The following is a 23,793-nucleotide window of genomic DNA, read 5'->3' as shown; positions in this document are numbered from 1 at the left end:
GTGGCGGCGGTCATAGCAGCAGGGAAACGCCCGGTCCCATCCCGAACCCGGAAGCTAAGCCTGCCCGCGCCGATGGTACTGCACACGCCGGTGTGTGGGAGAGTAGGAAACCGCCGCACTAACACTTCAAAACGTTTCGCCTCCCACCCCTGGGGGGCGAAACCCGTTTAAACACCCACCCAACTAGAGAAACCCACCAACTATTCATCTTGCACATCAGCCAGGGGTGCGAAGCGACATTGACTGCCTTCTGGGGTATCAAAGTGGGCTCCACCCGGCAGGATGTAATTACCAGTCCTACCTGAGGGGGGAGCCTCGTTGGCTGGGTAGGTAGTGCCATCTTGTAATGTACAGATTCCATCAGCGCATTTAGCGGAGTTAGATTCAATAAACTCCCGGTAATCTTGAGCATCAAAACCCGCAGGAGCCATACCTTTTCGCACCAGGCATTGGGCAATGAGCTCGTCCATATTTTCGTTATCAGGATTCGATACTTGCCTTTGGTACAGAACTGAAATGGAGTCATTGCCTATTCCATCAAACTGGCTCTGGCACTCAGCAAGGACTGTCTCGTCACCAGCACCGGAGGCAATCTCGATTAAACCCAGTCCCCAATCATCCGCGGTCACATTAACAGCGATTCCTGATTCTTCCAGGCAGGACTGGAACTTTTGCCGGGAGTCTTTGTAATCTGAGTAAGCAATCTCCCCGGTTTTAATAGCGTTTTGGAATACCGTGCGCACATAGTCGCTCGAATTCGCTTCCTGGGCGTGTTGGAAATCTTCCACATATGCACTGTTAGCCGTGCCAGAGCAACCGGTGAGCAACCCCACCCCCAGCAATACCGCTGAGCATGAGACGAAACTAGTGTGTGAAACCATGGTCAGAAACTGTTCAGTTTAGGACTCAATGACCCCGCCACCTCCGAACACTGTACCGGATGGTCTTGCGACCATGGACTCACCTGTTGACACAGATGGACCGTGTTTTTTATACAGATGTGGATTTTGGTCGTTCAAGTAGTATCCAATCCAAGGATGAACAGTGCCAGATTTGCAATGTACGTTGAAAACCGTTACGGACATAAATCCAACTTCTTGACCATAGGTGCATGATGCCAGCGGGGTTATCTCGGGGGGAGTTTCAGATCCGTATCCGGGTGCAACCAGTGCACCTAGGCTGAGAGCGAATGCTGACGACAGAGCAAGAACGGGTGATAAAGACATAGTAGCCTCCTCGTTGAAGTTATCTTTGTTGTGAGTTTACTATAAGTTTGCTATGCTGTAAATTTGTTTTAAACTGCCATTTTTCGTCTGCAGAGAGGCACCGAGTTGAAAAAACGTGAAACGACCGGAAGTACCTCGTGGAGACTTTTACTGATTGTTGCTGTCGTGGCTTTATCAGTGGGCGCTTTTGCAGGCTTTTTAATTTCTCCCATAAAAACCCCAGGAATAACCCAAGAAAACGATACCGCCAAGGAGCTAGACACTCCCGCTACACAATTTCTGTCGCCCAACAGACTGGGGGCTCAACCCACTCTATCTGCGAGCGGGGACTTGCACACCCAGGCATCCGGAATACTGACTGGGTATGCCTGTTCGCCTGGTGCCGTCATTAAATCGGGCACCAGTTTCCTGTCCATCGATGAGTCTCCCATTTTGGCTCTGCACACCGAAGTCCCCCTGTGGCGCGACTTAGAACCGGGAATGAAAGGCTCGGATGTCCGTGCACTGCAAACTGAGTTAGCTCGTTTGGGGTACCACGCCGCAGTTACCGGGACGTGGCAAGGCAATACCACTGCTGCAGTAAAGAAACTCTGGCAGACCGCAGGCGTCAAACAACTCGACACGCTGGCACTAAACCGGGTGATTTGGCTACCTGGAACGGAAGTCGGCATTAAGACATGCACGGCTCAGCTGGGAACCACGCTCAATCCAGATACTTCTGTCGCCACTATCAACGATGTGCTGGCACAACTACAAGTGAAAGTTGAACCAGGGGACGCCCGAGTAGCGATTGCCGGGGACGTAGAGGTGGATATCCCCGCAGACGGCAGTATCACGGACGCCGCGTTCCTCACTGCCTTTAGTGCTACCACGAATTATCTGGTGTGGTCACAAAACCCGGATGAACGTCCCCTCAACGTGCAAACCCAATTGAAAACACCCTTGAGCGCCATAATTGTTCCTCCCTCAGCGTTGTACAACATTAAAGGACAACAGGCTTGCGTGGTGTCGGGTAAAAAAGCTTTCGCCGTGCAAATCATCGATTCTGAATTTGGCAAAACCACCGTAACCGCAAAAAACGAAGCCACACTGCCCAAATCGGTGCGAGTCAAACCCGGAAAGGACGCGCCACCATGCGCCTGATCGTTGAGGAACTGGCACACCATTTTGGCGATAACCCAAACCTGTTTGAAAATCTCAGTTTCACTATCGAACCTGGGGAAATGGTCGCCATCACCGGGTCGTCTGGATGTGGTAAATCGACTTTGCTCTCTATCCTGGTTGGTTGGGTAGCGCCCTCCCACGGTCGCGTCCAACGCGAAGGCGGAGGCAAAATATCGTGGGTTTTTCAAAACCCACTGGGGTCAGCCAAGCGCAGCGTCCTTGACCACGTAGTCCTGCCATTCTTGGCTCGGGGCGAAACTCGGCGAAATGCCGAAGCCGAGTCGCGTCAGCTACTGTCTCGTTTCAACCTAACCGAACAGGCTAATTATCCTTACCAGACTCTATCTGGAGGTCAAGCGACCCGGTTGATGCTGGCTCGCGCTTTCGCAACGAAACCAGCGCTTTTGCTGGTAGACGAGCCGACGGCGCAACTCGATACACACACTGCCGCTACGGTTAACGAAGTGCTGAGCGAACTTGCTTCAAAAAATACCGTAGTCGTGGTCGCTACTCACGACCCGGATACTGCCGCCACCTGTCAGCGTCAGATTAACCTCAAGGACTACGCCGAATGATGCGACCAGTTCAGATTATCCGCGAAGCGTTCCTAAACGTTACAACCGGCGCTGGCCGGGCGTTGCTAGCAGCCGTTGTCATACTGGCTACAGTGGGGCTCGGGGCCGTATCAATCAGCATCTACGGTTCTTGGGTGGCTCGCGAAGGACAGGAATTTCGCCAAGCTGGTGCTTCGACGTATGTGTTGCGTGCCGAGGACCGAATCGATCCGAAACGTTGTGAGAGGCTTCGCGGTTTAGGCTCTATCCGTGCTTCTGGTGCTTTACGAGCAATGCCAGACATTGCTTTTGCGTCTATGCCCTCCCGCACCGTCAAGTCATTTGAAGCCTCCCCAAATTTTTGGACAGTGCTGAAACTCGGCACTCCCTCCGCGGTGTTTCGTGATATTTCCGGAGTCTGGATGAGCAGCACTCTGGCTCAGGACATCGGCGTTGAGATTGGAGACACTGCCCAGTTACTTAACGGACCAGCGATTCGAGTCGCGGGAATCTTTACCTATCCTGATCAGGTTAACAACCGAGAACTAGACTATGCGGTAATTTCACCTGCCGTGAGCCAAGCAGCATTTAGCCAGTGTCACATTGAGGCTTGGCCGGCACGTCAGCAAGATGTGAGTTTGTTGCTGTTTTCTCTCAACGCGGAGCCGGACAGTTCCTTAGAGGAGAAAGTTTCGGCGCCCCTGCAGCTTAACACCAGTAGGGGAAAGTATTTCAGCGCGGATTCGCAGTGGACCAATGCGGTACAGATAGCTATGGTGGGGGCTTTCATCGCCGGTTTCGTCATCGGTTTTTCCTGGGTGTTCTCGCGTCGCCTGGTTTTGTCGTCAAACTTGCACTGTGGGGTGGATCGGCGAACCCTCTTGCTGATGACGCTCACCGAAAGCGCATTATTGCTCGGTTTTTCCTGCATAGTGTGGCTACCCATTGATTGGTATTGCACAAACTTTGTCAGCACCGTGGACGCCATCATCAGTTTTGGTGCCGGAGGGCGCGTCTTTCTCGCTGGCAGTGCCGGTTTCGTCCTGGGCATCGCGGTTGGTTTCACCAATGTGAAAGAATCACGACTGTTTGATTACTTTAAAGCGCATTGATTAATCTGAGTGTTTTTTAGGAAAAATCATAGTTAGGAGAGGGATACGGCTGGCAAATCCTGTTTGATTAATCCCCTGGATTACCCCGTGAACTCGGTGTAGGTTAGAGGTTAGAATACGCGAGTTCCGATGATTAGTTGGAGGTTGATTTGCTAATGACAGATGACGCTCCGTCCCGAGTCGTGCCTGCAAAGGCAACCCGTCACGCCGTAATAGCCCGGCTGCTGCAAGAAAATGTCATCCGCTCTCAACGGGCTTTACAGAATCACCTCAACGTCCTGGGCTTCAATGTGACGCAAGCCACCCTCTCACGAGATTTGGAAGAACTATCAGCCACAAAGATTCGTGACCGTGACGGCAATCTGCATTATTCCCTGGTTCCCACCGAGGGCGCGGCGGAGGGCGCGAAACCGCTAAACGGCAGTTTGGACTATTGGGTGAAACAGTTTTTGCCGAAATCAACCTGTGTTTGCAATCAAGTCATTTTGCGCACCCACCCGGCGGCGGCCGCCCCTCTGGCGTCCATCATCGACAAAGAAAACCTTGATGGAGTCCTGGGCACGATAGCGGGGGACAACACCCTGCTGATTATTTGTCGTGACGAAGAATCAGCCCAAGCGCTTCACGAACTCCTGCTCTCTATCTCAGGATTGGAATAACTTTCCCGGAACCGCAACATCGCAGCTTATCCTGACTAAACTAGCAGTGAGGCTCGCCAATTAATACTGCGACTGAGCGTGTTAGCGGACAAGAGGATCCTTAGAACGATGCAGAAAAGCAACTTGAAACTGGTGACAGAGCTGCGCCACGAGCTGCATGCTCACCCCGAAATCTCCGGACAGGAAGTTGAAACTAAGCGCAGGTTGATGGGCTTTTTAGCCGAAAATACCTCTTTTGTCATTCATGACGAAGGCAGTTGGTTTTGGGTCAAGGTTCCGGGAACGGATCCCGCTCAGCCCTCCATCGGTTTCCGCGCAGATTACGATGCACTGCCCATTCCAGAAGATTTGGATTTGCCTTACGCCTCGCAGAATCCTGGGGTGTCGCACAAGTGCGGTCATGATGGGCACAGTTCGGCTCTGGCGGGACTGGCTTTGGAGCTGGAAGGGCGCGACGTGCCCTCTGACGTTTATCTCATCTTTCAGCCGGCCGAAGAAACCGGGGCTGGAGGTTTCCCCAGTTCGCGGCTCATTGAGCGGGAAGCAATCGACCAGATTTACGCTTTCCACAACTGGAGCGGGATACCCCGCGGCTGCGTGGCTCTGAAACGGGGTGTGTCGCAGTGTGCCTCGCAAGGGCTGAGCCTGGAGTTTAAAGGTATCACTACGCACGCCAGCAACCCGGAAGCGGGGGTGAATCCCAGCGAAACGATTGCCCAGCTGGTTCTCTACGTTATGGATTTGGCGGGCGTGGCGAGACTCGATAATCGGCATTCCAGTTTCCAGGGTTTCGTGTTGGCCACGGTGGTGAGCATCGAAGTCGGTCGTAAAGACTTTGGTATTTCGGCTTCCCATGGGGAGCTGAATCTGACCTTGCGTGCCGAAAATGAATCCGACCTAGCCAAGCTAAAGAGCCTAATCTGTGACGAGGCGTCCCGCCTGGCGAAACAGACCTCCCTGCTGCTGTCCATAACTGACTGCGACGTTTTTCCTGAGACTTGCAACGATGACGCGGCAATAGACCTGGTTGCCGCCGCCGCGCAGCGTGCGGGGCTGCCGGTGGTGTACCTGGAAAAGCCCTACCGAGCCTCGGAAGACTTCGGACACTACTTGAAACTCGCCAGCGGGGCGATGGTCTATATCGGCAATGGGCAAGATTGGCCACCCTTGCATACCTCCGCCTATGACTTCCTGGACAGTAACCTGGAAGTCGCCGTGGATTTGTGGCTATCCATTTTAGGATTTTGATATCAAGAAAGGCTTGTATTAAACTGGTTCACGAAGCGCTCGTAGCTCAATGGATAGAGCATCTGACTACGGATCAGAAGGTTGGGGGTTCGAGTCCCTTCGGGCGCGCCAGTTACTGATTTCCACCCTTTCGGCGCGGCGTAGTTTTTCTGTTTCCTGATTTTTCAGTCTGTTCGTGTATGTCAATGTCAGTTACGACTGTGCAACCCGTGGTAAAATTCGCCAGGCACAGACTCAAGTACCCCTTAAAGTCTGACGAAGTGAACAAAAACCCACCCGCCTTGTGCAGCCCGAGCTCGGCGCTTGCCAAGCCCTCCCAGAGTAGCTTACGTGTCGGAAATTGCTCAATATACCATGGAAATATATACATTGACGAAATCTAAAGCGTAGGGGGGACATAGAAACGCAAACGTATAATTATTAAAATTCCAAACTCTCTCGATTTACGTGTGAACTGGTAATACAATGAATTAGTGCGAAAAACAACAGATGTTTTTAGGGCAGTGGCGATGGGGCGCATACCCCGAGAGCGCTGTTTTCGAGACCGCACACTTCACTCCATATAGAAGGGTAAAGAATGAGCAACGACAATGCTGTTGCGGAAACAGAGGAAGTTAAGCTTCCCCTATTCCCGTTGATTGCTTTTGGTATAGGTTCCATGGTTGGTGCTGGTATCTTCGGGATACCGAGCCAGATGGCTGGCAACGCGGCACCGGGGCCGCTGTTAATAGGTTGGTTGATTACCGGCATCGGCATGCTGATGCTGGCTTTCGTGTTCCAATCTTTGGCAACGACTCGTCCAGACATCACCGGTGGCGTTTATGGCTACGCGCGGGAAGGTCTGGGCAACTTCGGCGGCTTTATGTCAGCCTGGTCATACTGGTTATCGGCTTGGGCCGGCAACCTCTCTTACATTGCCTTTTTCACGTCAGCTCTAGGCGGATTCGCGGTATTCTCCGGCTTGATGCAAGGAGATTCCGTTTCTATCGCGGGGTTGATTTTCGGTTTGGTCTGCCTGTGGTTAATCCACTTCTTGATTTTGGCCGGTATTCGTACCGCTGCGTTTGTGAACACGATTGTTACTGCGGTTAAGATCATTCCGATTGTTGTCTTTATCATCTGTGCTGCTGTGGCTTTCAAGGTCGGTTTCTTTACGGCTGACTTCTGGGGCAACGTGGTGCAGGTTGGTCCCGAAGGCGAAGAAGCCGGGCTCGGCCCGGTCATGGCTCAGGTCTCCCACATGATGCTGGTTACGGTCTGGGTGTTCATCGGTATCGAAGGTGCATCGGTGTACTCCACTCGTGCCAAGAAGTCCAGCGATGTGGCTAAGGCTACGGTTATCGCTTTCCTTACCGTGCTGGCTTTGCTGGTATTCGTCAACGTCCTGTCCTATGGCTTGATGGCGCAGCCCGAGTTGGCTGGCCTGGCCGATCCGTCCATGGGTGGTGCGATGGCGGCTGCGGTCGGCCCCTGGGGCGCTGGATTCATCAACATTGCGGTGCTGATTTCCGTGGCTGGCGCTATGCTGACCTGGGTCATGCTGGCTTCCGAGATTCTGTTCGTGCCGGCAGCTGACCACAACATCATGGCGGCCTTTGGCAAGACGAATCGGAAGGGTTCCCCGACAGTTTCTCTGTGGGTGACAAACATTGTGTCTTCCATCGTCTACATCATCATGGTTTTGGGCTTTGCCTCGAGCTACACCGACTTGATTACCATCGCGGCTTCGCTGATTATTCCGTGCTACGTCATTTCCGCCGTCTACCAAATCATTCAGACCAAGAAGGGAAACAACGAAGCGGAAGGCGTGAAGTCGTCTAAAGGCTACCGGATGTGCGTTGGCATCATCGCGACTATCTACACAGTGTGGTTGCTGTGGGCCGGCGGCATCGGGCTGCTGTTCCTCAACGGTTTGCTATGGTTGATTGGCTCTCCGCTGTATTACAAGGGGCGTAAGGAACAATATCCTGACCAGCCGGCTTTCCAGGGTAAGGACAAGATTTTCCTGGGTGTGTCCGTAGCTTTCACGATTCTGCTGATTATCTGGGTCATCGTATTCAAGGGTGACTTCATCAGCGCTATGTTCTGGAACGGTCTGTAAAGACCACAGATAATTGAATCTTGCGTGTTCTTTGGCGGTGGTTTGGCAAAACCACCTGGTTGACCCGAGCCATCGCCAAAGAATACCTCACGAATAATAACTTCATATTCACAAAGCCTGAGGATCAAAGGGGTTCTTTTGGCTTGGTTCGTACACTTGTATTGATGACTATGAAGTCCTCATGCCTATGGTGAACAGCGTGCGTACCAAAATAACGATTACGTTAGGAAGGAATCAATATGAACAACAAAGTTGGCGTTTACTCTGAGGCAGGGGTTCTGCGTACTGTAATGGTTTGCAGACCTGATTTGGCTCATAAGCGACTGACTCCTGAAAACTGCTCAGACCTGCTATTCGATGATGTCTTGTGGGTTGAAGAAGCTCAGAAGCACCACGATGACTTCGTGGCTCAGATGAAGGCCCGCGACATCGAAGTACTCGATATGCAGGTCATGCTGGGTGAAATCTTGGATAACAAGGAGGCTCGCAAGTTTATCCTGGATCGCCGCGTTGCCGACGACATGGTCAACCCCATCGTCGCCAAGGACTTCCGTGATTACTTCACGGAAATGGACTCCAAGGAACTGGCTCGTTACCTCATCGGCGGTATCAACCTCGACGAGATTCCCGATGAAGTCGGTGGCGTGTACAAGAAGGCTGTGACCCCTGACGGTTACAACCTTCACGACTGGATTTTCAATCCGCTACCCAATACCCAGTTCACTCGTGACAACTCCGCTTGGGTGTTCAATGGTGTGTCCCTGAACCCGATGTACTGGCAGGCCCGCCGTCAGGAGACCCTCCTGACCCACGCGATTTACCAGTACCACCCGCGTTTCGCTAACGAGGACTTCAACATCTGGTTCGGCGCTGATCCCGACAAGAAGTGGCACCCCAACACCTTCATCGAAGGTGGCGACGTGATGCCTCTGAAGGACGGCGTGCTGCTGGTCGGCATGGGCGAGCGTACCTCGCTGAACGCCACTACGGAGCTGGCCAAGGAATTGTTCGCCAAGAAGGCTGCTGAACGCGTCATCGTGGCGCGTATTCCGCGGACTCGTGCAGCAATGCACCTGGACACCATCTTTACGTTCTGCTCCGAAGATGTCGTGAACGCTTACATGCCTTACATCGACAACACCTGGACCTTCTCGCTGCGTCCTGATGAGTCCAAGTCCAGCGGCATTGATATTCGCCGCGATGGTACGAAGCTGGTCGACACCTTGAACGAGGCGCTGGGCGTGAAGTTCCATGTCTGCCCCACCGGCGGCGACTACTTCAACGTCGAACGCGAACAGTGGAACGACGCGAACAACACTCTGGCTATTGCTCCGGGCGTCGTGATGGGCTACCGCTCCAACATTGAGACCAACAAGAACCTGCGCAATGCTGGTATCGAGGTGCTCGAGATTGACGGCGCCGAACTCGGCCGTGGCCGCGGTGGTTCTCGCTGCATGAGCTGCCCGATTGCTCGCGATCCGCTCTACAAGTAGAGCCACTCGTAAGCGGTTTTAAGTTTCCCCTCCGGGCTGCCTCGGAGGTTATCAACGAGGCAGCCCACGGGGGTATGTTTTTTCTGGCCGGCAGCCGTAACCTTTTTCGGTGCGACACCGGCCAGAAATTCGGAGAGATGTTCTCCGCACATTACCAATCATCAAGAAAACACCAATTTGAAAGGAAAACCCATGACTGATTTTCACGGTCGTCACTTTTTGAAAGAACTCGATTTCACTCCTGCTGAATGGTTGGAGTTGCTCGAGTTGGCTGCTGAACTGAAAGCCGCGAAGAAAGAAGGTCGCGAAGTTCAGTACCTGAAGAACAAGAACATTGCTCTGATCTTCGAAAAGACCTCGACCCGTACCCGCTGCTCTTTTGAGGTTGCCGCCTATGATCAGGGCGCTCACGTAACTTATCTGGATCCGTCAGGCTCTCAGATGGGTCACAAGGAATCTATTGAGGACACCGCTCAGGTGTTGGGTCGTTTCTATGACGGTATTGAATACCGCGGCGACTCCCAGCACAAGGTGGATATCTTGGCCGAGATGTCGGGCGTGCCGGTGTGGAACGGCTTGACCGATGAGTGGCATCCCACCCAGATGTTGTGTGACATGCTGACCATGCACGAGCAGAGTGGTAAGCCGTACAATGAGATTTCTTTTGCTTATGTTGGCGATTCCCGTTTCAATATGGCTAACTCCCTGTTGATTTCTGGCGCGATGCTGGGGATGGACGTGCGGATTGTGGCGCCGAAGGAGTTGTGGAATACCCCGGAGATTATTGCTAAGGCTGAGGAAATCGCTAAGGCAACCGGTGCCAAGATTACCCACACCGAGAGTGTCGATGAGGGCGTGAAGGGCGTGGACTTTGTGTACACGGATATTTGGGTTTCCATGGGCGAGCCTGCGGACGTTTGGGATGAACGCATTAAGTTGCTGAAGCCTTACCAGGTGAATGCTGATTTGATGGCCAAGACTGGCAATCCCAATACCAAGTTCCTGCACTGCTTGCCGTCTTTCCATGACCGTCACACCACTATTGGTGAGGATATCTACCAAAAGTACGGCCTGGATGGTTTGGAAGTGACCAGCGATGTCTTTAATGGCGAGTGCTCCGCAGTGTTCGACCAAGCCGAAAACCGGATGCACACGATCAAGGCCGTTATGGTGGCGACGCTAGGAGAAAAGTAAATATGCGTATTGTTATTGCTTTGGGCGGTAACGCCCTGCTGCGGCGCGGAGAGAAACCGGATTCCGCCACGCAGATTGCTAACGTTGAGTTGGCGGTGCAGCAGCTTGCTCCCTTGGCCGAGGAACATGAAGTGGTTATTACCCACGGTAATGGTCCGCAGGTTGGGGTGTTGGCGTTGCAGTCGGCTAATGACAAGAATCTGACTCAGCCTTACGCTTTCGATACCTTGGGTGCACAGACCCAGGGCATGATTGGCTACTGGCTGTTGCAGTCCTTGCAGAATAACCTCCCGGGACGTCAGGTGGCTTCTTTTGTGAACCAGACTCTGGTTTTGGCTGGAGATCCTGCGTTTGATAATCCGACCAAGTTTGTGGGTCAGGTTTATAACAAGGAAGAAGCTGACGAGTTGGCTAAGTCTCGTGGCTGGGTGATGAAGGCTGACGGGGAGTATTTCCGTCGGGTTGTCGGGTCTCCGCGGCCGCAGCGTGTGGTGGAGACTCGTTTGATTCGCCGGATGCTCGATGTTGGTGCTGTCGTGGTTTGCGCGGGCGGTGGCGGTATCCCTGTCATTCGCAACGAGAAGGGCAAACTGCAGGGTGTCGAGGCTGTGATTGATAAGGATTTGACCGCCGCGACCCTGGCAGAACATCTGGAAGCAGATTTCTTGATGATTCTGACCGATGTGCCCGCTGTGATGGAGAAGTTTGGTACTCCTGAGCAGAAGGAAATTCATCGCGCTAGTCCCGCTGCGATGCGCGCGGGCGGTTTCCCCGCTGGCTCTATGGGGCCGAAGGTGGAGGCAGCCTGCAGTTTCGTGGAGCTGACCGGCGATGTCGCCGCGATTGGGCAGCTCAGCGATGCTCAAAAGATTATCGCGGGCGAATCCGGCACCATCATTACCCCAGGTGGGAACTATGGTGGTCCCGATGACATCAGCCAACACAGCTACAAGAAATTGTAAATGTAGAGCGGTAGCTCTATTGCCTTCCGGGACTACGTTCAATTAACGTATTCCGGCATTCTGTAGATGATGTGTTCGCGGGGAAGCGAGGAGCTTCCCCGCGAATCATTTTTACAGCCAGGATTCATCATGGCGGGAGCGGCTAGGTCTGAAAGCAGCTGACCGGTCACCGGAGACAATCGCGGGCAACTACGCCCCCGGAAACGCCTTAAAACGGGAAGTTTCAACATGTTTTGCGCCGCGATGTCCGGGATGTTCCTCGAGAATCAAGCCGGGGGCATAATGGTTTTGGTCAGCCGTATTTTGGCGAGCATGGGGAGGACGATGCTAACCGACATGGAGAAAAACGCACTCGAGACGTTTAGGCCGCAGGTTCAGATGCCTGCAGATTTCGTGAGTTTCTGGAGTGACACGCTACAGGAATCGCGCCAGATTCCAGCACTGGCTCAAATGCAGCGGGTCGATAGCCCGATAGAAACCCTCGAATTCTACGATGTGACCTTTCCTGGATTTGCCGGTGAAAGCATCAAAGGCTGGCTGGCGGGGGCACCTGGATTTACGAAACGCGAGAACCAACCCCTCATCGTGGAATACCTCGGCTACGGGGTGGGACGCGGGGTCCCCGGAGAACGCATGTTTTGGCCTTCTGCCGGTTACGTGCATCTGATTATGGATAGCCGCGGTCAAGGAGGAGACTGCGGCACCGGGGGAGCCACCCCAGACCCGCACCCCGCTCCTCCACACGCCTTCGGATTCTTTACCCTGGGCGTCGAAAATCGCGAAACCTATTACTTTCGCCGTCTCATCACTGACGCTTACCGAGCCATTGACGCTGCCTTGACGCTAAACTTCATCGACCCGCGGCGAGTTTTTGTGGCTGGAGCGTCCCAAGGCGGAACCTTGGCGGCCTGTGTCGGAGCGCGGCACGAGGGTGTGAGGGCGGTACTGTCGGATTTGGCTCTGGGCAACGTGATGTATGGGGTTGGTCACAATGACCATATGCCATACCGGGAGGTGCAGCGTTATCTGCGAGTCTACCCGGACCGATACGACCAGGTCGAAACCACCCTGTCGTATTTTGATGCCGTTAATTTTGCGCGCCATGCTACGCGCCCGGCCTATTTCTCAGTGTCACTTAGCGATGAGTACGTGCCACCCGCCTGCACCTACTCAATTTTCAACGAGTGGAGCGGGGATAAAAGCATGGAAGTGTATCCCTTTAATGAACACGACGACCCCAACCTGCACCACCTGTTAAAGCAACACGCCTGGCTGGAGCAGTTTCACTAGTTTTCGATGGTGTCCCAGTCCGGGGCATGCGCTGAAAGTGGAGGCCTCCAATCGGGCGCCGATTGCGGGCCTGTCAGCAGGGCAATCTGGGCATTGACGCCCTTGACTGTGTCCAAGGCGAGTTTGCGCCCCGAGAAAAATCCGATAGCACCGCCGATACCCAGGGGGATAAAACGCCCTACAACGTGTCCCGAAAGTTTTTTAGAAATCTTTTTCCCGGCAAACTGCGCTAAGGCCTTATTGACCGAGCTCAGGGTCGCGGACGCGTTATCGCCAACTTGCGCACGCGCCCAGTTCCAAATACCGAATCCGGCCTGGTCATAGACCAACTTGCTGGCCTCATCCCCAAGTATAGCCGAGAGAACCAAAGTCTTGCGGGCTTCCAAGTTTTGGGTGGGAATGCCCGAAAGCCGCGCCATCGTCAACACGTAAAGCGCCGTGTTGGCGGCAAATACGCTCAGCTCCACCCCGGTTAAAGCGGCCCCAATAGCCAGCCCGGAGCCGGGAACCGCGGCTCCCGCTCCCACGCCTGCGGAAGCGGTTTGGGATACCCGCACGTAACGCCGTGTCACCAGGTTCATCAGCGCGGGCGTGGAAATGCCCGGGTGTTTATCCAGCAGCCGAGCAATCGTCCACTCAATATGCCGTTCCGGTAGGGCCAATACGGCATCCAGCAGGGCATCGGTGTCTTGGGGTAGTTTCTGCATATAACCAATCTATCGCGGTGAGCACAATTTCTCGCGAGGGGGCAGTTTGTTGAGGGACGGTTAGAACAAGGTTCCTTGGATACCCGTGTCCCGAGTATCTAGCGGTGTAGCGGGTGCAGCGGGGCTGGGAGGAGCCGTGTTCACCGCAGGCTGGGGGCGGGTGGATAAGTTGCGCAGCTCGGGGCTTAAACCCGGACCGGTGTGGGGGGAAAGTCCCTGCTGATAGGCGGTGGCGGCTCCACGAGCCAGTTGGTCGACTTTCTCGTTCAGGGGGTGTCCGGCGTGGCCTTTCACCCAGCGGAAGTCTACTGTTCGCCCTGCCAGACCCTGATCTAAACGTTTCATCAGGTCATCGTGCAACACCGCTTTGCCGTCAGCCTTGCGCCAGCCCCGGCGTTTCCATCCCGGCATCCACTTGGTTACCGAGTTGATGACGTATTGAGAATCACATAGGAAATGAATGGTCAGATTGGGAATGCCAGAGGTTTGCTCCAAAAAATCCACCACTGCCATCAGTTCGCCGCGGTTGTTAGTGGACTTGGCCCAGCCGCCTGCCGCCCAACAATTTTCGTCAACGTACCATGCCCATCCGGCTGGTCCGGGGTTGCCCAAGGCAGAACCATCCGCCGCCACTGTGATTTCCATGCTCCCCATCCTAAGGGGAAACAGTTTGAAAACGACACTGAGGCTTGCCCGCTGCCGAACAGGCTGAGGATTTTAACTACCCTGGGTACGTGTAGACTTAATGGTGAAAACAGAATAGTGGATCGATTGTAAAGGAATAGAAAGTGACAGCTTCAGACAATCCTCGCCCTTGGGAAAACTTGGCAGAGGAACCGAACGAAAATTGGCGCGAGCGCAAAGGCGAGTCTCGCGAGAACGAAGAGGCAGGCCGCGAGTCGCGCGGCGATAGACGAGATAACGAACGCAAAGGCCGCGGGGGTTTCAAAGGCGACCGTAAGGGTGGATACAAGTCAGGCGGCAAGTACGGCCGTGATGATCGCGGCGGAAAACGCGGTGGCTACTCGGGGCGCCCTCGTCGCGATAATGACCGCGAGGACCGGGGGGGACGCGCCGGTCGCGATGACAGGCGGCGTGATGATCGCGGCGGCAAACGTAACTTTGAACGAGGAGGGGAACGACGCGACTCGGGACGTTCGGGCTTCCGTTCCTCTGGCTCACAACGATCCCGCTACGATGATCGGGGGTACAACCGCAGTCATACCGGATCGGATAAACGCGGTCACGGCACTACGGGACGCTCTCGATACCTGGAAATCCCGGCCTCGATTACTTGGGATATGTTGGATAAAGAGGCTTGGTCCCGGCTCAGTCCGCTGCCGAAAGAAACCGCGGAAAACGTGGCTCGGCACTTGGTCATGTCCGCGGAACTTTTCGACACGCAGCCCGAACTCGCTTATGAATATGCTCGGGCGGCCCTGAAAATGGCTTGGCGTATCGACGTGGTTCGCGAAGCAGTTGCTTTGACCGCCTATGCCTGTGGCAAGTACAGCGAAGCGCTGCGCGAAGTGAAAACTGCCCGGCGGATGAGCGGTGTCGAAGTGTTGAAATCGGTGGAAGCGGATTCGGAACGCGGTCTGGGACGTCCCGAAAAAGCGTTGGAAATCATTAAAGCTGTCAAGCCAGGGGACCTGGACCGAACGGAACATTTTGAACTCGCTCTGGTGGAGTCCTCCGCACGGGCAGATTTGGGTGAATATGAGACCGGACTGGCTGTTATTGAAGCGGCCTTGGCCCAGGTGGATCCCGAGTCCGAGAGGTTCGAATATGGGCGACTGCTCAGTGTGAAGGCTGACAGGCTGCGTGAACTGGGCCGGGATGAGGAAGCTGATGCCGCGCAGGCACTCATTCCGCGGGAGCCGGAGGATGTCGAAATCCTGGATATTCAAGAAGCTGAAGAAGCCGAACAGCGGGCTAACCCAACTACCCTGCAGGGGGCGAACGTGCCGCTGGCTCAGCTGTACCCGCTGCTGCTTACCGATTTAGATGGGGTGACCTGGAACGGGTCTCAGCCGGTAGACGGGGTGGGGCAAAGTATTTCTGCAGGGCGCGAATTGGGCGGAAAGTTCGTGTTCCTGACCAATAATGCAGCGCGCGTGCCGCAGGACGTGGTGGCGAAATTGGCTGCTGCCGGGGTAGAAGCCAGTCCTGATGACATTGTGACCTCGGCTCAAGATGGGGCTGCGAAGCTCAGCGAACTGCTGGAACCGGGCGCGAAAGTGCTGTGCGTGGGCGGCGAGGGCGTGCCGCAAGCTGTACAGGCGGCGGGCTTTGAAGTCGTGTCCACGGCGGATCAGGAGCCTGCCGGGGTCTTGCAAGGGCTCGGTTTTGAGGTGGGCTGGGCTGAGCTGTCCGAAGCCTGCTACGCCATCGCGAATGGCGCCAAGTGGGTGGCCACGAACATGGATTATGCCCTGCCGACCGAAAAAGGCCGCGGTATCGGCAACGGTTCCCTGGTGGAAGCGGTGCGTCGGGCCACCAAGAGCGAACCGATAGTGTGCGGTAAACCGGAAACCTCCATCTACGATTTAGCGATTAACCGCTGTCAGGACTACCTGATGAACAATGAGGAAATCGCCGCGGAAGTTAAAGCCAACGAAGAAGCCGCTGCTGCTGCGCGAGAGCAAGCCAGGCAGGCTCGTGAAGCGAAAGCGGATCCGGATAGCGAACCCGTAGTTCTCAGCGAAGCGGACCTGGCGAAAGAAAAAGAATTCGACCGGGTGAAAGCGGCGGAACGCAAACACCGGATTTTGAAGCGACACGCGCTGGCCATCGGTGATCAGCTGGCTACCGATATCGTCGGGGCAAACAACGCCCAAGTGGCGTCTTGCGTGGTATTGACCGGACTCACGCAGCCTCGCGACCTAGTGATGGCTCCGCCAGCCCAAAGGCCCACTTTTGTGGGGTTGGATTTGACCGACCTGACAGTGCCGATTGAACGCCCGGAACTGCGCAATCGCGGCTGGTGGTACACCGAAAACACGCGGGCTCGCGTGAACGGCCACGATATTGAAGTCCGCGGCCTGGGGGTGTTGAGCGAGGACGGCACGGTCGTATCCCTAGGGGAGTTTCGCGCTATTCTGGCAGCCGTCTGGTATGCCAGGGAGCAAGGTAATCGGGTGGATTGCCCCGAGTTTAGCGTGGTTCGTGAAGTCGAACGCGACTATGGCGAGGGGGACGACCTAGACCTCGACGAAGTGGATTCACGCCGTGACGATTCCGAACCGGCAGTGGAACAGAGGACGGCAGATGATGAATAATCAGGTTCCCACTCCTGCCACGTTGAACGCCCAAGACCTGCATGATTACCGGGAAGAAATAGAAGCCGCCCATGAGGCGCCCTTGGAATCACAGTTGGAACTGCTGCAGAAGGTAGCCGCCGACCTGCAGACCGTCTTAAACGGGGATGAGGCGCAGTCAGCAAATCATGGTTAAACGCGCGAGGTTGGACACGGAACTGGTGCGTCGCCACCTGGCGCCCAGCCGTACCCAAGCGGCACAGATGATTACCGCCGGTCAGGTACTGGTGGACGGTCAGGAGGCCCTGAAACCCGCCCGACAGGTGGAGTTGAGTTCGGCTATCGTGCTGCGTGACCCTGAAACGGTTCACTACGCGTCTCGGGGTGCTCACAAATTGTTGGGGGCGCTGGACTATCTGGAACTTTATGGCCCATCAACCCCGGTGATAGAAGGTGCGGTGTGTCTCGACGCGGGTGCCTCCACGGGAGGATTTACGGACGTCTTACTGCGCCGCGGTGCCGCCAAAGTGTTTGCGGTCGATGTGGGGTACGGCCAACTGGCGTGGAACTTGCGCAGCGACAGCAGGGTCGTGAATCTCGAACGAACCAACGTGCGCACGCTGGATTCCGCCCTCATCGACCCGCCCGCAGACCTGGTCGTGGGAGATTTATCCTTTATCTCACTCGGTTTGGTTCTGCCGGCGCTGCAACGTGCCGCCAACCCGCAAGCGCAGTACCTGCTGATGGTGAAACCCCAGTTTGAAATCGGCCGTGACAACTTGGGACGCGGGGGTGTGGTCAGGAATCCAGACGATCGCGGACAGACCGTTAAGAACGTTGCGCGCCAAGCTCACGAGGCCGGACTGGCGGTGCTGAACGTGGCTCCCGCCGGCCTGGCCGGTCCCAGCGGCAATGTTGAATACTTCCTTTACCTCACCGCGCAGTCTACGGCTCGGCAACAAAACCTGCCAGACTTGGAGGGGGAATCGTTGGACACCGCCGTTGGGGAAGCTATTGCCAGAGGGCCTCAGCCGTAGAAGTCTGGGTTCTAATGGCCTGGTGGTGTGAGAAAATTAAGTAAACAGAAGGGAAAGCTATGGAACAGGAAGTTCGGCACAAGCCGGGTGGCGAGTCGCCGGAGCAGCCGCAAAACTGGGATGACGCGTGTCAAGACATGGGGGGATACGCGGATTGCTGCGGGGCCAGCGAGGCCGCGCCCACTTGTGAATACCAACCTCCCAGCCCGCAGTTGGTCCAGAAATATGCACGAAAGGCCCAGTCCGGTGAATAAAAAACGAACCATTATGGTGTTTCACCACCATTACCGCCAGCCCGCTATTGTGGCGGCGGCCAGTGTCCGCGGATACCTGGAAAATGCCGGAATCACCGTGGTGGACCGTACGAGTTCGGAACCAATCGACCTCATCATTGTTTTGGGTGGGGACGGAACCATTTTGGAGGCCGCTAATATCGCCCATCGTCAAGGTGTTCCGGTCATCGGGGTGAATTTGGGGCACGTCGGGTTCCTCGCCGAAGCAGAGGAAGAAGAACTTGATGAACTTTGCGAGCGGGTGGTGCGCGGCGACTACCAGGTAGAACGCCGAATGTGTATTGACGTGGAAGTGCGTCACCCTGACGGTTCGGTGCAATCAGAATGGGCCGCCAATGACATCGCAGTGTTGAGCACCGATAAAGGCCACCCCGCACTTTTGGCTTTTGGTGTCGATGGGGAAGCGGTTTCCGAGTACGGCGCGGACGGTTTGATTGTGTCGACTCCCACCGGATCTACCGCCTATAACTTTTCGGTTGGCGGACCCGTGGTGTGGCCTGATGTGCAAGCCTTGGTGCTGTCCCCGCTGGCCGCCCACGGTTTGTTTACCCGTTCCCTGGTGCTGGGGCCGTCATCGGTGCTAGAGATTCAAGTTCTTCCTCAACAGGTGCAAGACTGCGAAGTCTGGGCTGATGGGAGACGTATTTTGCCCGCGCCATTGGGTTCCTCCATTCGGGTCACCAAGTCCGCTACCGATATGCAGCTGGCGCGGTTAGTATCCCTGCCGTTCTCGGCTCGGTTGGTGAAAAAGTTTGGTTTGCCCGTGGGAGGGTGGCGAGGTCGCTAATGCTGGAATCGCTGCGGATTGAGAATTTGGGGACGATTAGCTCCGTTGCCTTGGAGTTTGGTCCGGGGTTTACCGTCATTACCGGCGAGACCGGGGCCGGCAAGACCATGCTGCTGACCTCGCTGGACTGGTTGCTGGGGGCAAAAGTCGAGCCTGCGCTGGTTTCCCACGGGGCCCAAAAAGCCGTGGTGGAAGGCAGTTTCCTGGTCGATGACGTAGCTGGGGCGGTCGTGGAAGAAGCCGGCGGGGTGGTCGAGGACGGCGTCGCCGAGGTGTCAAGAGTGGTGCCCCTAGCTTCACGTTCCAAGGCTCACCTGGGAGGACGCACGGTTCCTGCCGCTATTTTGGGGGAGTTTGGTGCTAGCTTGGTGTCGGTTCATGGTCAAGCCGCGCAGAGCCGGCTTCGCACCGAGCGAGCCCAGCGAGATGCTTTGGACGCTTATGGAGATGCCGCCCATCAGCGGGCTTTGGAACAATACCTTCAGGATTGGGAGGTTTTGAGCCTCGCCCAAAAGGCTTTTACCGAGTGGGAAACCAGCGCTGAAAAGCGCGAACACCGCCGCGAAGTGCTGGAACGATTTTGTGAAGAGTTCGACAGTCTGAGGCCTGAGGACGGCGAATTCACGGAACTTAGTGCCAGCGTCGCGAAACTTTCTAACGTGGAAAGTTTGCGTGAAAACGTCGCGGCGGCGCTGGGTGCTATTGAAGCGGATTCCACCCCGGCAGCCACCGATTTGGTCGCCGTGGCCACCCGGTCTCTACAGCGGGCGACGGAAGAGGACCCGAGCTTGCAAGAGGTCGCGCAAAGCGTGAGCGGGGCCGGTTATGCTCTCGATGATGCGGCCCGCGAACTGGGGGTTTATCTGCAAGATTTGAACGCTGACCCAGAGGCGCTCCAAGAGGCGTTAAGCCGACGGGCCGCATTTACCGATTTGAGTTTGCGCTTGGGGGTGGAACCGGAACGCTTGGGCACGGCCTGGCGAGATACCGCTACGGAGTTGCAGGGTTTGCAGGGCGGTACAGAGCATTTAGAGCAACTGCGCCTTGAGATGGAATCCGCGGCTCAGGCCGTAGAACAGGCGGGGGCAAAACTGCATGAGGCTCGCGAAAAGACAGCGCGTGCGCTCAGCAAGGCGATTAATGCGGAACTGGTGGATTTGGATATGAAGGACACGCGGGTCACCGTGGAAGTTCGTCAGGGGGAGCCGGGTGCCCACGGAGCCGACCGCATTGAGTTCATGCTGCGCCCCCATCCGAAAGCCCCCGTGTTGGCCTTATCCAGCGCGGCCTCCGGAGGGGAGCTTTCCCGTATCATGCTGGCTCTGGAAGTAACCCTGGCGGGCAGGGGCTCCCGGTTATCCCAAACCGGCCAAACCCTCCAGAACTCACAAAGCACCGAGGCCCGCGGCACTTTCGTGTTCGACGAAGTTGATGCGGGGATTGGCGGGCAAGCTGGCATCGAGGTTGGGCGGCGGCTGTCGCGTCTGGCTCAGGACTACCAGGTCATTGTGGTAACCCACCTGGCGCAGGTAGCGGCATTTGGAGACTGCCAGGTACAGATCACTAAGAGCGGCGGGCAGAGCCGGATCACAGTTTTGGATCAGGAATCACGGCGTGAGGAGCTGGCGCGGATGATTTCCGGGACGAAGCTCACAAAAACGGCGCTTGCGCACGCCGATGAGTTAATCGAACTGGCTCGTATGGGACAATCGGAGTCATGATGGCAGTGTTTCGCCGAAAACGTAATCAAAAGACAGGAGCCAGCCTGGGCGGTCTGGTGCGCATCGATACGCGTACCAAAAACCTGACAAAACGTCTGGGTGCCGGGGAAGTCGCCGTTATCTCACACCAGGATTTGGACTGGGTCGCGGCGGAGTCGCTGAAAGCAATAGAACCTGCCGCAGTACTGAACGCGGAAAAGTCCACCTCTGGACGTTACCCCAATCAAGGACCAAAAGTCCTCATCGAGGCGGGGATTCCCCTCATTGACGATTTGGGTTCCGACATTATGAGCCTGAAGGAAGGCCAACGGGTCGAAATCCGGGACAACCAGGTATTTTGTGGCGGTAAACTCGTTGCGGAAGGTGTGCGGCAAACCGAAGAAACGAACGCCGCCAATATGGAGGCGGCGAAGGCTTCTCTGGGAGTCCAGATTGAGGCTTTCACCGCCAACACTATGGAATACCTGAAAAAAGAACGGGATTTGATTCTTGATTCTGTGGGTGTGCCTGATTTGCGGACGAACTTTTCCGGACGCCAGGTTTTGATGGTGGTGCGCGGTTACAACTACAAAGAAGACCTGCTGATGCTCAAGCCTTACATTCGCGAGTATCGTCCCATCCTGATTGGGGTGGACGGCGGAGCGGATGCGCTGCTAGAGAACGGTTTGAAGCCCGACCTGGTGGTGGGTGATATGGACTCCGTGACCGATAAGGCATTGACTTGCGGGGCCGAAATCGTGGTACATGCCTATCCCAATGGGAAAGCTCCCGGCTTGTCCAGGGTGCAGGAACTCGGGGTGGACCATGTGGTATTCCCTGCGGCGGGCACGTCCGAGGACATCACCATGCTGTTAGCTGATGAGAAAGGTGCGGAACTCATCGTCGCCTTGGGGACGCACGCTACCCTGGTGGAATTTTTGGATAAAGGGCGTGCCGGAATGTCCTCAACGTTCTTGACTCGCCTGAAAGTCGGCAGCAAACTCATCGATGCCAAGGGCGTTTCCAAACTTTACCGTCCCCGGATTACGAACTGGCAGATGGGCTTATTGGTTGTGTCCGGTTTGCTGGCAATGCTGGCGGCACTGGGTTCAACTACCGGCGGGCAGACCTTCATAGGGTTGGTAGCTGCGAATATGGATGCCTGGTGGCATGGTCTGAGGGGCTTGATTGGTTAAAGGCGAATTTGTGAAAGTTAGATTGGAAGAAAACTTATGATTGATTTTCGGTATCACCTGGTTTCCCTGGTGGCGGTTTTCTTGGCTCTCGCGGTGGGGATTATCCTCGGCGCCGGGCCGCTGGCTGATCCCATCGGGGATACTTTGACTGGCCAGGTCGACAAGCTCCGTGAAGATCGCAACCAACTCAATGAGCAACTGACCCAGGCTCAGTCTCAAATCAATGTGCAAGACCAGACGGTAGAACAGTTCGCGCCGCGGATATTCAACGGATTCCTGCAAGGCACGGAGGTCGCCCTGGTGGTGTTGCCCGACGCTGAAGCCGAAGATGTGAAAGCCGTGAGCGAAATTGTCACCGCGGCGGGTGGCGCTATTAACGCTCAGATTAACCTGCAAGAAAACTTTTTCGCCCCCGCAAAACAGGCTTACCGGGAGGCGCTTTCCGGTCAAATTAGGCAGTATCTGAGCGATACCACCCGCGCCACCACCCCGGAATCCACCCTGGCCGCCGCTATCGGTCAGTTGATTTTCAACGGCCAAAACGATTCGCTTTCGGGAATCCTGACGGTGGAAGAAACCCCCCTCATCCAAGTCGCTAATCCGGCATCCCAGCCGGCTCGCGCCGCGATTATCGTGGGTCCCGGACCGCTGGAGCCACAGAACGAGAAACAGCTGAAGGCCTTGGAAAAACGGACTAAGAACCTCATAGAGTTCGCTCAGACTCTCAACACGTTTGCCTCGGGAGTGGTTCTTTACGGTTCGGCGCAGGGCGAGAATGACCTGTTGACCAAGGTGCGGTCGGGTGGAAACCCCGTTCCCACGGTGGATAGCATCGGTACGAAAACTTCGCTCCTTTCCCTGCCTTTTGCTTTGGTGGCCCGCATGAATGGCACCGTTGGAGCCTGGGGGAGCGAACAGAATGCCTCCGCGTTGGTGCCGCCCTTTACGGAAGTTCCCGCTCCACCTGCCCCGGCTGAGGCGCCCGCCGCACCAGCACCGCAGTGAGCACAGGTCAAGCAGTCCAGGAACTAAACCGGAAGGCGAGTTATGCAGATTAACTTCCAACGCACGAATTTTCACGGCCGGAAAGTGAGCCTGTGGGGTGGGACAGCGGTTGGCATCCTGTTGCCGGTGGCTCAGATTATTTCGGGACAGGGTAATTGTGCGGCGCTGCGGGTCGCCGTGGCCGCAGCTGGCAGTGGTGCAGCAGGGTTCTTTGACGACATGTCAGACAGTGACACCACCAATAAATCCACGAAAGGTTTGCACGGTCATATTGGGGCTTTGAAAGAGGGCCGGTTAAGCCCCGGCCTGGTTAAAATGCTGGCCCTGATGGCTACGGGAGCTGTGGCAGCTCGACCCCGCCGCGATATTTGGGGCTGGATGATTCAGGCCGGAGTCATTGCCGGGAGCGCGAACCTGGTCAATCTGCTGGATCTCAGACCGGGGCGAGCCCTCAAAGTGGCGCTGTTGGGGGGCGCGGCTGGATTCTGGCCCGCTCGCAGCGGATGCTACTGCGCGCGTCTGCGGATGGCGGCAACGAACTGTGCCGTTATCGCCGCGGCCTTGCCCTTAGACCTCCGCGAAGTCACCATGCTGGGCGACACGGGCGCCAATGCGCTGGGAGCGGTCTTGGGAGCCACCTGGTCGCAAGGAAGAACGACCCGCACCAACCTTATGACCTTGGCTGTAATCGCCGCCCTAACCCTGGCTAGTGAAAAAATCAGTTTCTCGAAAGTCATCGACAGCCACCCGGTATTGAAAGCCGGGGACGACTGGGGGCGTCTGCCCGCATAGCGGCCGCGCAGAA

22 protein-coding genes, 1 tRNA gene and 1 rRNA gene are annotated in these 23,793 nt (G+C 55.9%); 21 read left to right on the top strand and 3 right to left on the bottom strand.

The window, feature by feature from the left end:
- Positions 1-2 precede the first annotated feature (2 nt).
- Positions 3-119 (top strand): 5S ribosomal RNA (rrf, locus tag SPI05_RS05190).
- Positions 120-200: 81 nt separating this feature from the next.
- On the opposite strand, the gene SPI05_RS05185 is transcribed toward rrf, so the two are convergent.
- The gene (locus tag SPI05_RS05185; RefSeq protein WP_321076738.1) at positions 201-788 is read right to left on the bottom strand and encodes a hypothetical protein; all 588 of its coding nucleotides are present in this window, start codon (positions 786-788) and stop codon (positions 201-203) included.
- Between the two features lie 768 nt (positions 789-1,556).
- On the opposite strand from SPI05_RS05185, the gene SPI05_RS05180 reads away from it, so the two are divergent.
- The 11 genes from SPI05_RS05180 to SPI05_RS05130 all read left to right on the top strand — a co-directional run bounded on the left by SPI05_RS05180 (position 1,557) and on the right by SPI05_RS05130 (position 13,003).
- Positions 1,557-2,369 (top strand): peptidoglycan-binding domain-containing protein, encoded by an 813-nt coding sequence (locus SPI05_RS05180; RefSeq protein WP_321076736.1) that lies wholly within the window; start codon positions 1,557-1,559, stop codon positions 2,367-2,369.
- On the top strand, positions 2,360-2,965 hold the full coding sequence (locus SPI05_RS05175; protein WP_321076734.1) for an ABC transporter ATP-binding protein: 606 nt from the start codon (positions 2,360-2,362) through the stop codon (positions 2,963-2,965). The genes SPI05_RS05180 and SPI05_RS05175 overlap by 10 nt, the downstream gene beginning before the upstream one ends.
- Positions 2,962-4,056: a hypothetical protein gene (locus SPI05_RS05170; RefSeq protein ID WP_321076732.1), complete on the top strand. Its 1,095-nt coding sequence runs from the start codon at positions 2,962-2,964 to the stop codon at positions 4,054-4,056. The genes SPI05_RS05175 and SPI05_RS05170 overlap by 4 nt, the downstream gene beginning before the upstream one ends.
- A 155-nt stretch (positions 4,057-4,211) precedes the next feature.
- The gene (locus SPI05_RS05165; protein WP_321076730.1) at positions 4,212-4,715 is read left to right on the top strand and encodes an ArgR family transcriptional regulator; all 504 of its coding nucleotides are present in this window, start codon (positions 4,212-4,214) and stop codon (positions 4,713-4,715) included.
- Between the two features lie 108 nt (positions 4,716-4,823).
- The gene (locus SPI05_RS05160; protein ID WP_321076728.1) at positions 4,824-5,963 is read left to right on the top strand and encodes a M20 family metallopeptidase; all 1,140 of its coding nucleotides are present in this window, start codon (positions 4,824-4,826) and stop codon (positions 5,961-5,963) included.
- 35 nt (positions 5,964-5,998) lie between these two features.
- Positions 5,999-6,074: transfer RNA gene (locus SPI05_RS05155), tRNA-Arg, on the top strand.
- Positions 6,075-6,540: 466 nt separating this feature from the next.
- Positions 6,541-8,064, top strand: a complete 1,524-nt coding sequence (locus SPI05_RS05150) for a basic amino acid/polyamine antiporter (protein ID WP_321076727.1) — start codon at positions 6,541-6,543, stop codon at positions 8,062-8,064.
- Positions 8,065-8,303: 239 nt separating this feature from the next.
- On the top strand, positions 8,304-9,557 hold the full coding sequence (locus SPI05_RS05145; protein WP_321076725.1) for an arginine deiminase: 1,254 nt from the start codon (positions 8,304-8,306) through the stop codon (positions 9,555-9,557).
- 192 nt (positions 9,558-9,749) lie between these two features.
- Complete coding sequence (gene argF / locus SPI05_RS05140; protein ID WP_321076723.1) at positions 9,750-10,751, top strand: ornithine carbamoyltransferase; 1,002 nt, start codon at positions 9,750-9,752, stop codon at positions 10,749-10,751.
- 2 nt (positions 10,752-10,753) lie between these two features.
- The gene (locus SPI05_RS05135) at positions 10,754-11,713 is read left to right on the top strand and encodes a carbamate kinase (RefSeq protein WP_321076721.1); all 960 of its coding nucleotides are present in this window, start codon (positions 10,754-10,756) and stop codon (positions 11,711-11,713) included.
- Between the two features lie 324 nt (positions 11,714-12,037).
- Complete coding sequence (locus tag SPI05_RS05130; protein ID WP_321076757.1) at positions 12,038-13,003, top strand: acetylxylan esterase; 966 nt, start codon at positions 12,038-12,040, stop codon at positions 13,001-13,003.
- On the opposite strand, the gene SPI05_RS05125 is transcribed toward SPI05_RS05130, so the two are convergent.
- Both SPI05_RS05125 and SPI05_RS05120 read right to left on the bottom strand, forming a co-directional pair.
- Positions 13,000-13,710: a hypothetical protein gene (locus tag SPI05_RS05125; RefSeq protein ID WP_321076720.1), complete on the bottom strand. Its 711-nt coding sequence runs from the start codon at positions 13,708-13,710 to the stop codon at positions 13,000-13,002. The genes SPI05_RS05130 and SPI05_RS05125 overlap by 4 nt on opposite strands.
- Before the next feature lie 60 nt (positions 13,711-13,770).
- Complete coding sequence (locus SPI05_RS05120; RefSeq protein ID WP_321076718.1) at positions 13,771-14,364, bottom strand: ribonuclease H; 594 nt, start codon at positions 14,362-14,364, stop codon at positions 13,771-13,773.
- Between the two features lie 134 nt (positions 14,365-14,498).
- Between SPI05_RS05120 and SPI05_RS05115 the strand changes: the two genes are divergently transcribed.
- The 9 genes from SPI05_RS05115 to SPI05_RS05075 are packed head-to-tail and all read left to right on the top strand — an operon-like array spanning position 14,499 to position 23,780.
- Positions 14,499-16,991, top strand: a complete 2,493-nt coding sequence (locus SPI05_RS05115; protein WP_414601965.1) for an HAD hydrolase-like protein — start codon at positions 14,499-14,501, stop codon at positions 16,989-16,991.
- Positions 16,981-17,166: a thioredoxin gene (locus SPI05_RS05110; RefSeq protein ID WP_297346761.1), complete on the top strand. Its 186-nt coding sequence runs from the start codon at positions 16,981-16,983 to the stop codon at positions 17,164-17,166. The genes SPI05_RS05115 and SPI05_RS05110 overlap by 11 nt, the downstream gene beginning before the upstream one ends.
- Positions 17,159-18,007 (top strand): TlyA family RNA methyltransferase, encoded by an 849-nt coding sequence (locus SPI05_RS05105; RefSeq protein WP_321076716.1) that lies wholly within the window; start codon positions 17,159-17,161, stop codon positions 18,005-18,007. The genes SPI05_RS05110 and SPI05_RS05105 overlap by 8 nt, the downstream gene beginning before the upstream one ends.
- 59 nt (positions 18,008-18,066) lie before the next feature.
- Positions 18,067-18,261, top strand: a complete 195-nt coding sequence (locus SPI05_RS05100) for a trehalose phosphatase (protein ID WP_321076715.1) — start codon at positions 18,067-18,069, stop codon at positions 18,259-18,261.
- Positions 18,233-19,087, top strand: coding sequence for an NAD kinase (locus tag SPI05_RS05095; RefSeq protein ID WP_295027183.1), 855 nt, complete (start codon positions 18,233-18,235; stop codon positions 19,085-19,087). The genes SPI05_RS05100 and SPI05_RS05095 overlap by 29 nt, the downstream gene beginning before the upstream one ends.
- Positions 19,087-20,808: a DNA repair protein RecN gene (gene recN / locus SPI05_RS05090; protein ID WP_321076713.1), complete on the top strand. Its 1,722-nt coding sequence runs from the start codon at positions 19,087-19,089 to the stop codon at positions 20,806-20,808. Before SPI05_RS05095 ends, recN begins: the two co-directional genes overlap by 1 nt.
- On the top strand, positions 20,805-21,983 hold the full coding sequence (gene steA / locus SPI05_RS05085) for a putative cytokinetic ring protein SteA (protein ID WP_321076712.1): 1,179 nt from the start codon (positions 20,805-20,807) through the stop codon (positions 21,981-21,983). The genes recN and steA overlap by 4 nt, the downstream gene beginning before the upstream one ends.
- A gap of 36 nt (positions 21,984-22,019) precedes the next feature.
- A complete protein-coding gene (locus SPI05_RS05080) occupies positions 22,020-22,988 on the top strand; it encodes a copper transporter (RefSeq protein ID WP_321076711.1) in 969 nt (322 codons plus the stop codon).
- A 42-nt stretch (positions 22,989-23,030) separates the two neighbouring features.
- Positions 23,031-23,780 (top strand): beta-carotene 15,15'-monooxygenase, encoded by a 750-nt coding sequence (locus SPI05_RS05075; protein WP_321076709.1) that lies wholly within the window; start codon positions 23,031-23,033, stop codon positions 23,778-23,780.
- Positions 23,781-23,793 lie beyond the last annotated feature (13 nt).

Source organism: Mobiluncus sp. (assembly GCF_034180645.1).
Taxonomy (GTDB): Bacteria; Actinomycetota; Actinomycetes; order Actinomycetales; family Actinomycetaceae; genus Mobiluncus.
This window is presented reverse-complemented; position numbering and strand designations above follow the sequence as displayed.

Excerpts from the sequence above, each read along its gene's own strand:
- SPI05_RS05100 (WP_321076715.1), top strand. The coding sequence starts at position 18,067 with ATGGAACAGGAAGTTCGGCACAAGCCGGGTGGCGAGTCGCCGGAGCAG.
- SPI05_RS05150 (WP_321076727.1), top strand. The coding sequence starts at position 6,541 with ATGAGCAACGACAATGCTGTTGCGGAAACAGAGGAAGTTAAGCTTCCC.
- SPI05_RS05120 (WP_321076718.1), bottom strand. The coding sequence starts at position 14,364 with ATGGGGAGCATGGAAATCACAGTGGCGGCGGATGGTTCTGCCTTGGGC.
- SPI05_RS05075 (WP_321076709.1), top strand. The coding sequence starts at position 23,031 with ATGCAGATTAACTTCCAACGCACGAATTTTCACGGCCGGAAAGTGAGC.
- SPI05_RS05175 (WP_321076734.1), top strand. The coding sequence starts at position 2,360 with ATGCGCCTGATCGTTGAGGAACTGGCACACCATTTTGGCGATAACCCA.
- SPI05_RS05105 (WP_321076716.1), top strand. The coding sequence starts at position 17,159 with ATGGTTAAACGCGCGAGGTTGGACACGGAACTGGTGCGTCGCCACCTG.
- SPI05_RS05160 (WP_321076728.1), top strand. The coding sequence starts at position 4,824 with ATGCAGAAAAGCAACTTGAAACTGGTGACAGAGCTGCGCCACGAGCTG.
- SPI05_RS05080 (WP_321076711.1), top strand. The coding sequence starts at position 22,020 with ATGATTGATTTTCGGTATCACCTGGTTTCCCTGGTGGCGGTTTTCTTG.
- SPI05_RS05135 (WP_321076721.1), top strand. The coding sequence starts at position 10,754 with ATGCGTATTGTTATTGCTTTGGGCGGTAACGCCCTGCTGCGGCGCGGA.
- SPI05_RS05110 (WP_297346761.1), top strand. The coding sequence starts at position 16,981 with ATGATGAATAATCAGGTTCCCACTCCTGCCACGTTGAACGCCCAAGAC.
- SPI05_RS05125 (WP_321076720.1), bottom strand. The coding sequence starts at position 13,710 with ATGCAGAAACTACCCCAAGACACCGATGCCCTGCTGGATGCCGTATTG.
- argF (WP_321076723.1), top strand. The coding sequence starts at position 9,750 with ATGACTGATTTTCACGGTCGTCACTTTTTGAAAGAACTCGATTTCACT.
- SPI05_RS05095 (WP_295027183.1), top strand. The coding sequence starts at position 18,233 with ATGCACGAAAGGCCCAGTCCGGTGAATAAAAAACGAACCATTATGGTG.
- SPI05_RS05170 (WP_321076732.1), top strand. The coding sequence starts at position 2,962 with ATGATGCGACCAGTTCAGATTATCCGCGAAGCGTTCCTAAACGTTACA.
- SPI05_RS05130 (WP_321076757.1), top strand. The coding sequence starts at position 12,038 with ATGCTAACCGACATGGAGAAAAACGCACTCGAGACGTTTAGGCCGCAG.
- SPI05_RS05145 (WP_321076725.1), top strand. The coding sequence starts at position 8,304 with ATGAACAACAAAGTTGGCGTTTACTCTGAGGCAGGGGTTCTGCGTACT.
- recN (WP_321076713.1), top strand. The coding sequence starts at position 19,087 with ATGCTGGAATCGCTGCGGATTGAGAATTTGGGGACGATTAGCTCCGTT.
- SPI05_RS05165 (WP_321076730.1), top strand. The coding sequence starts at position 4,212 with ATGACAGATGACGCTCCGTCCCGAGTCGTGCCTGCAAAGGCAACCCGT.
- steA (WP_321076712.1), top strand. The coding sequence starts at position 20,805 with ATGATGGCAGTGTTTCGCCGAAAACGTAATCAAAAGACAGGAGCCAGC.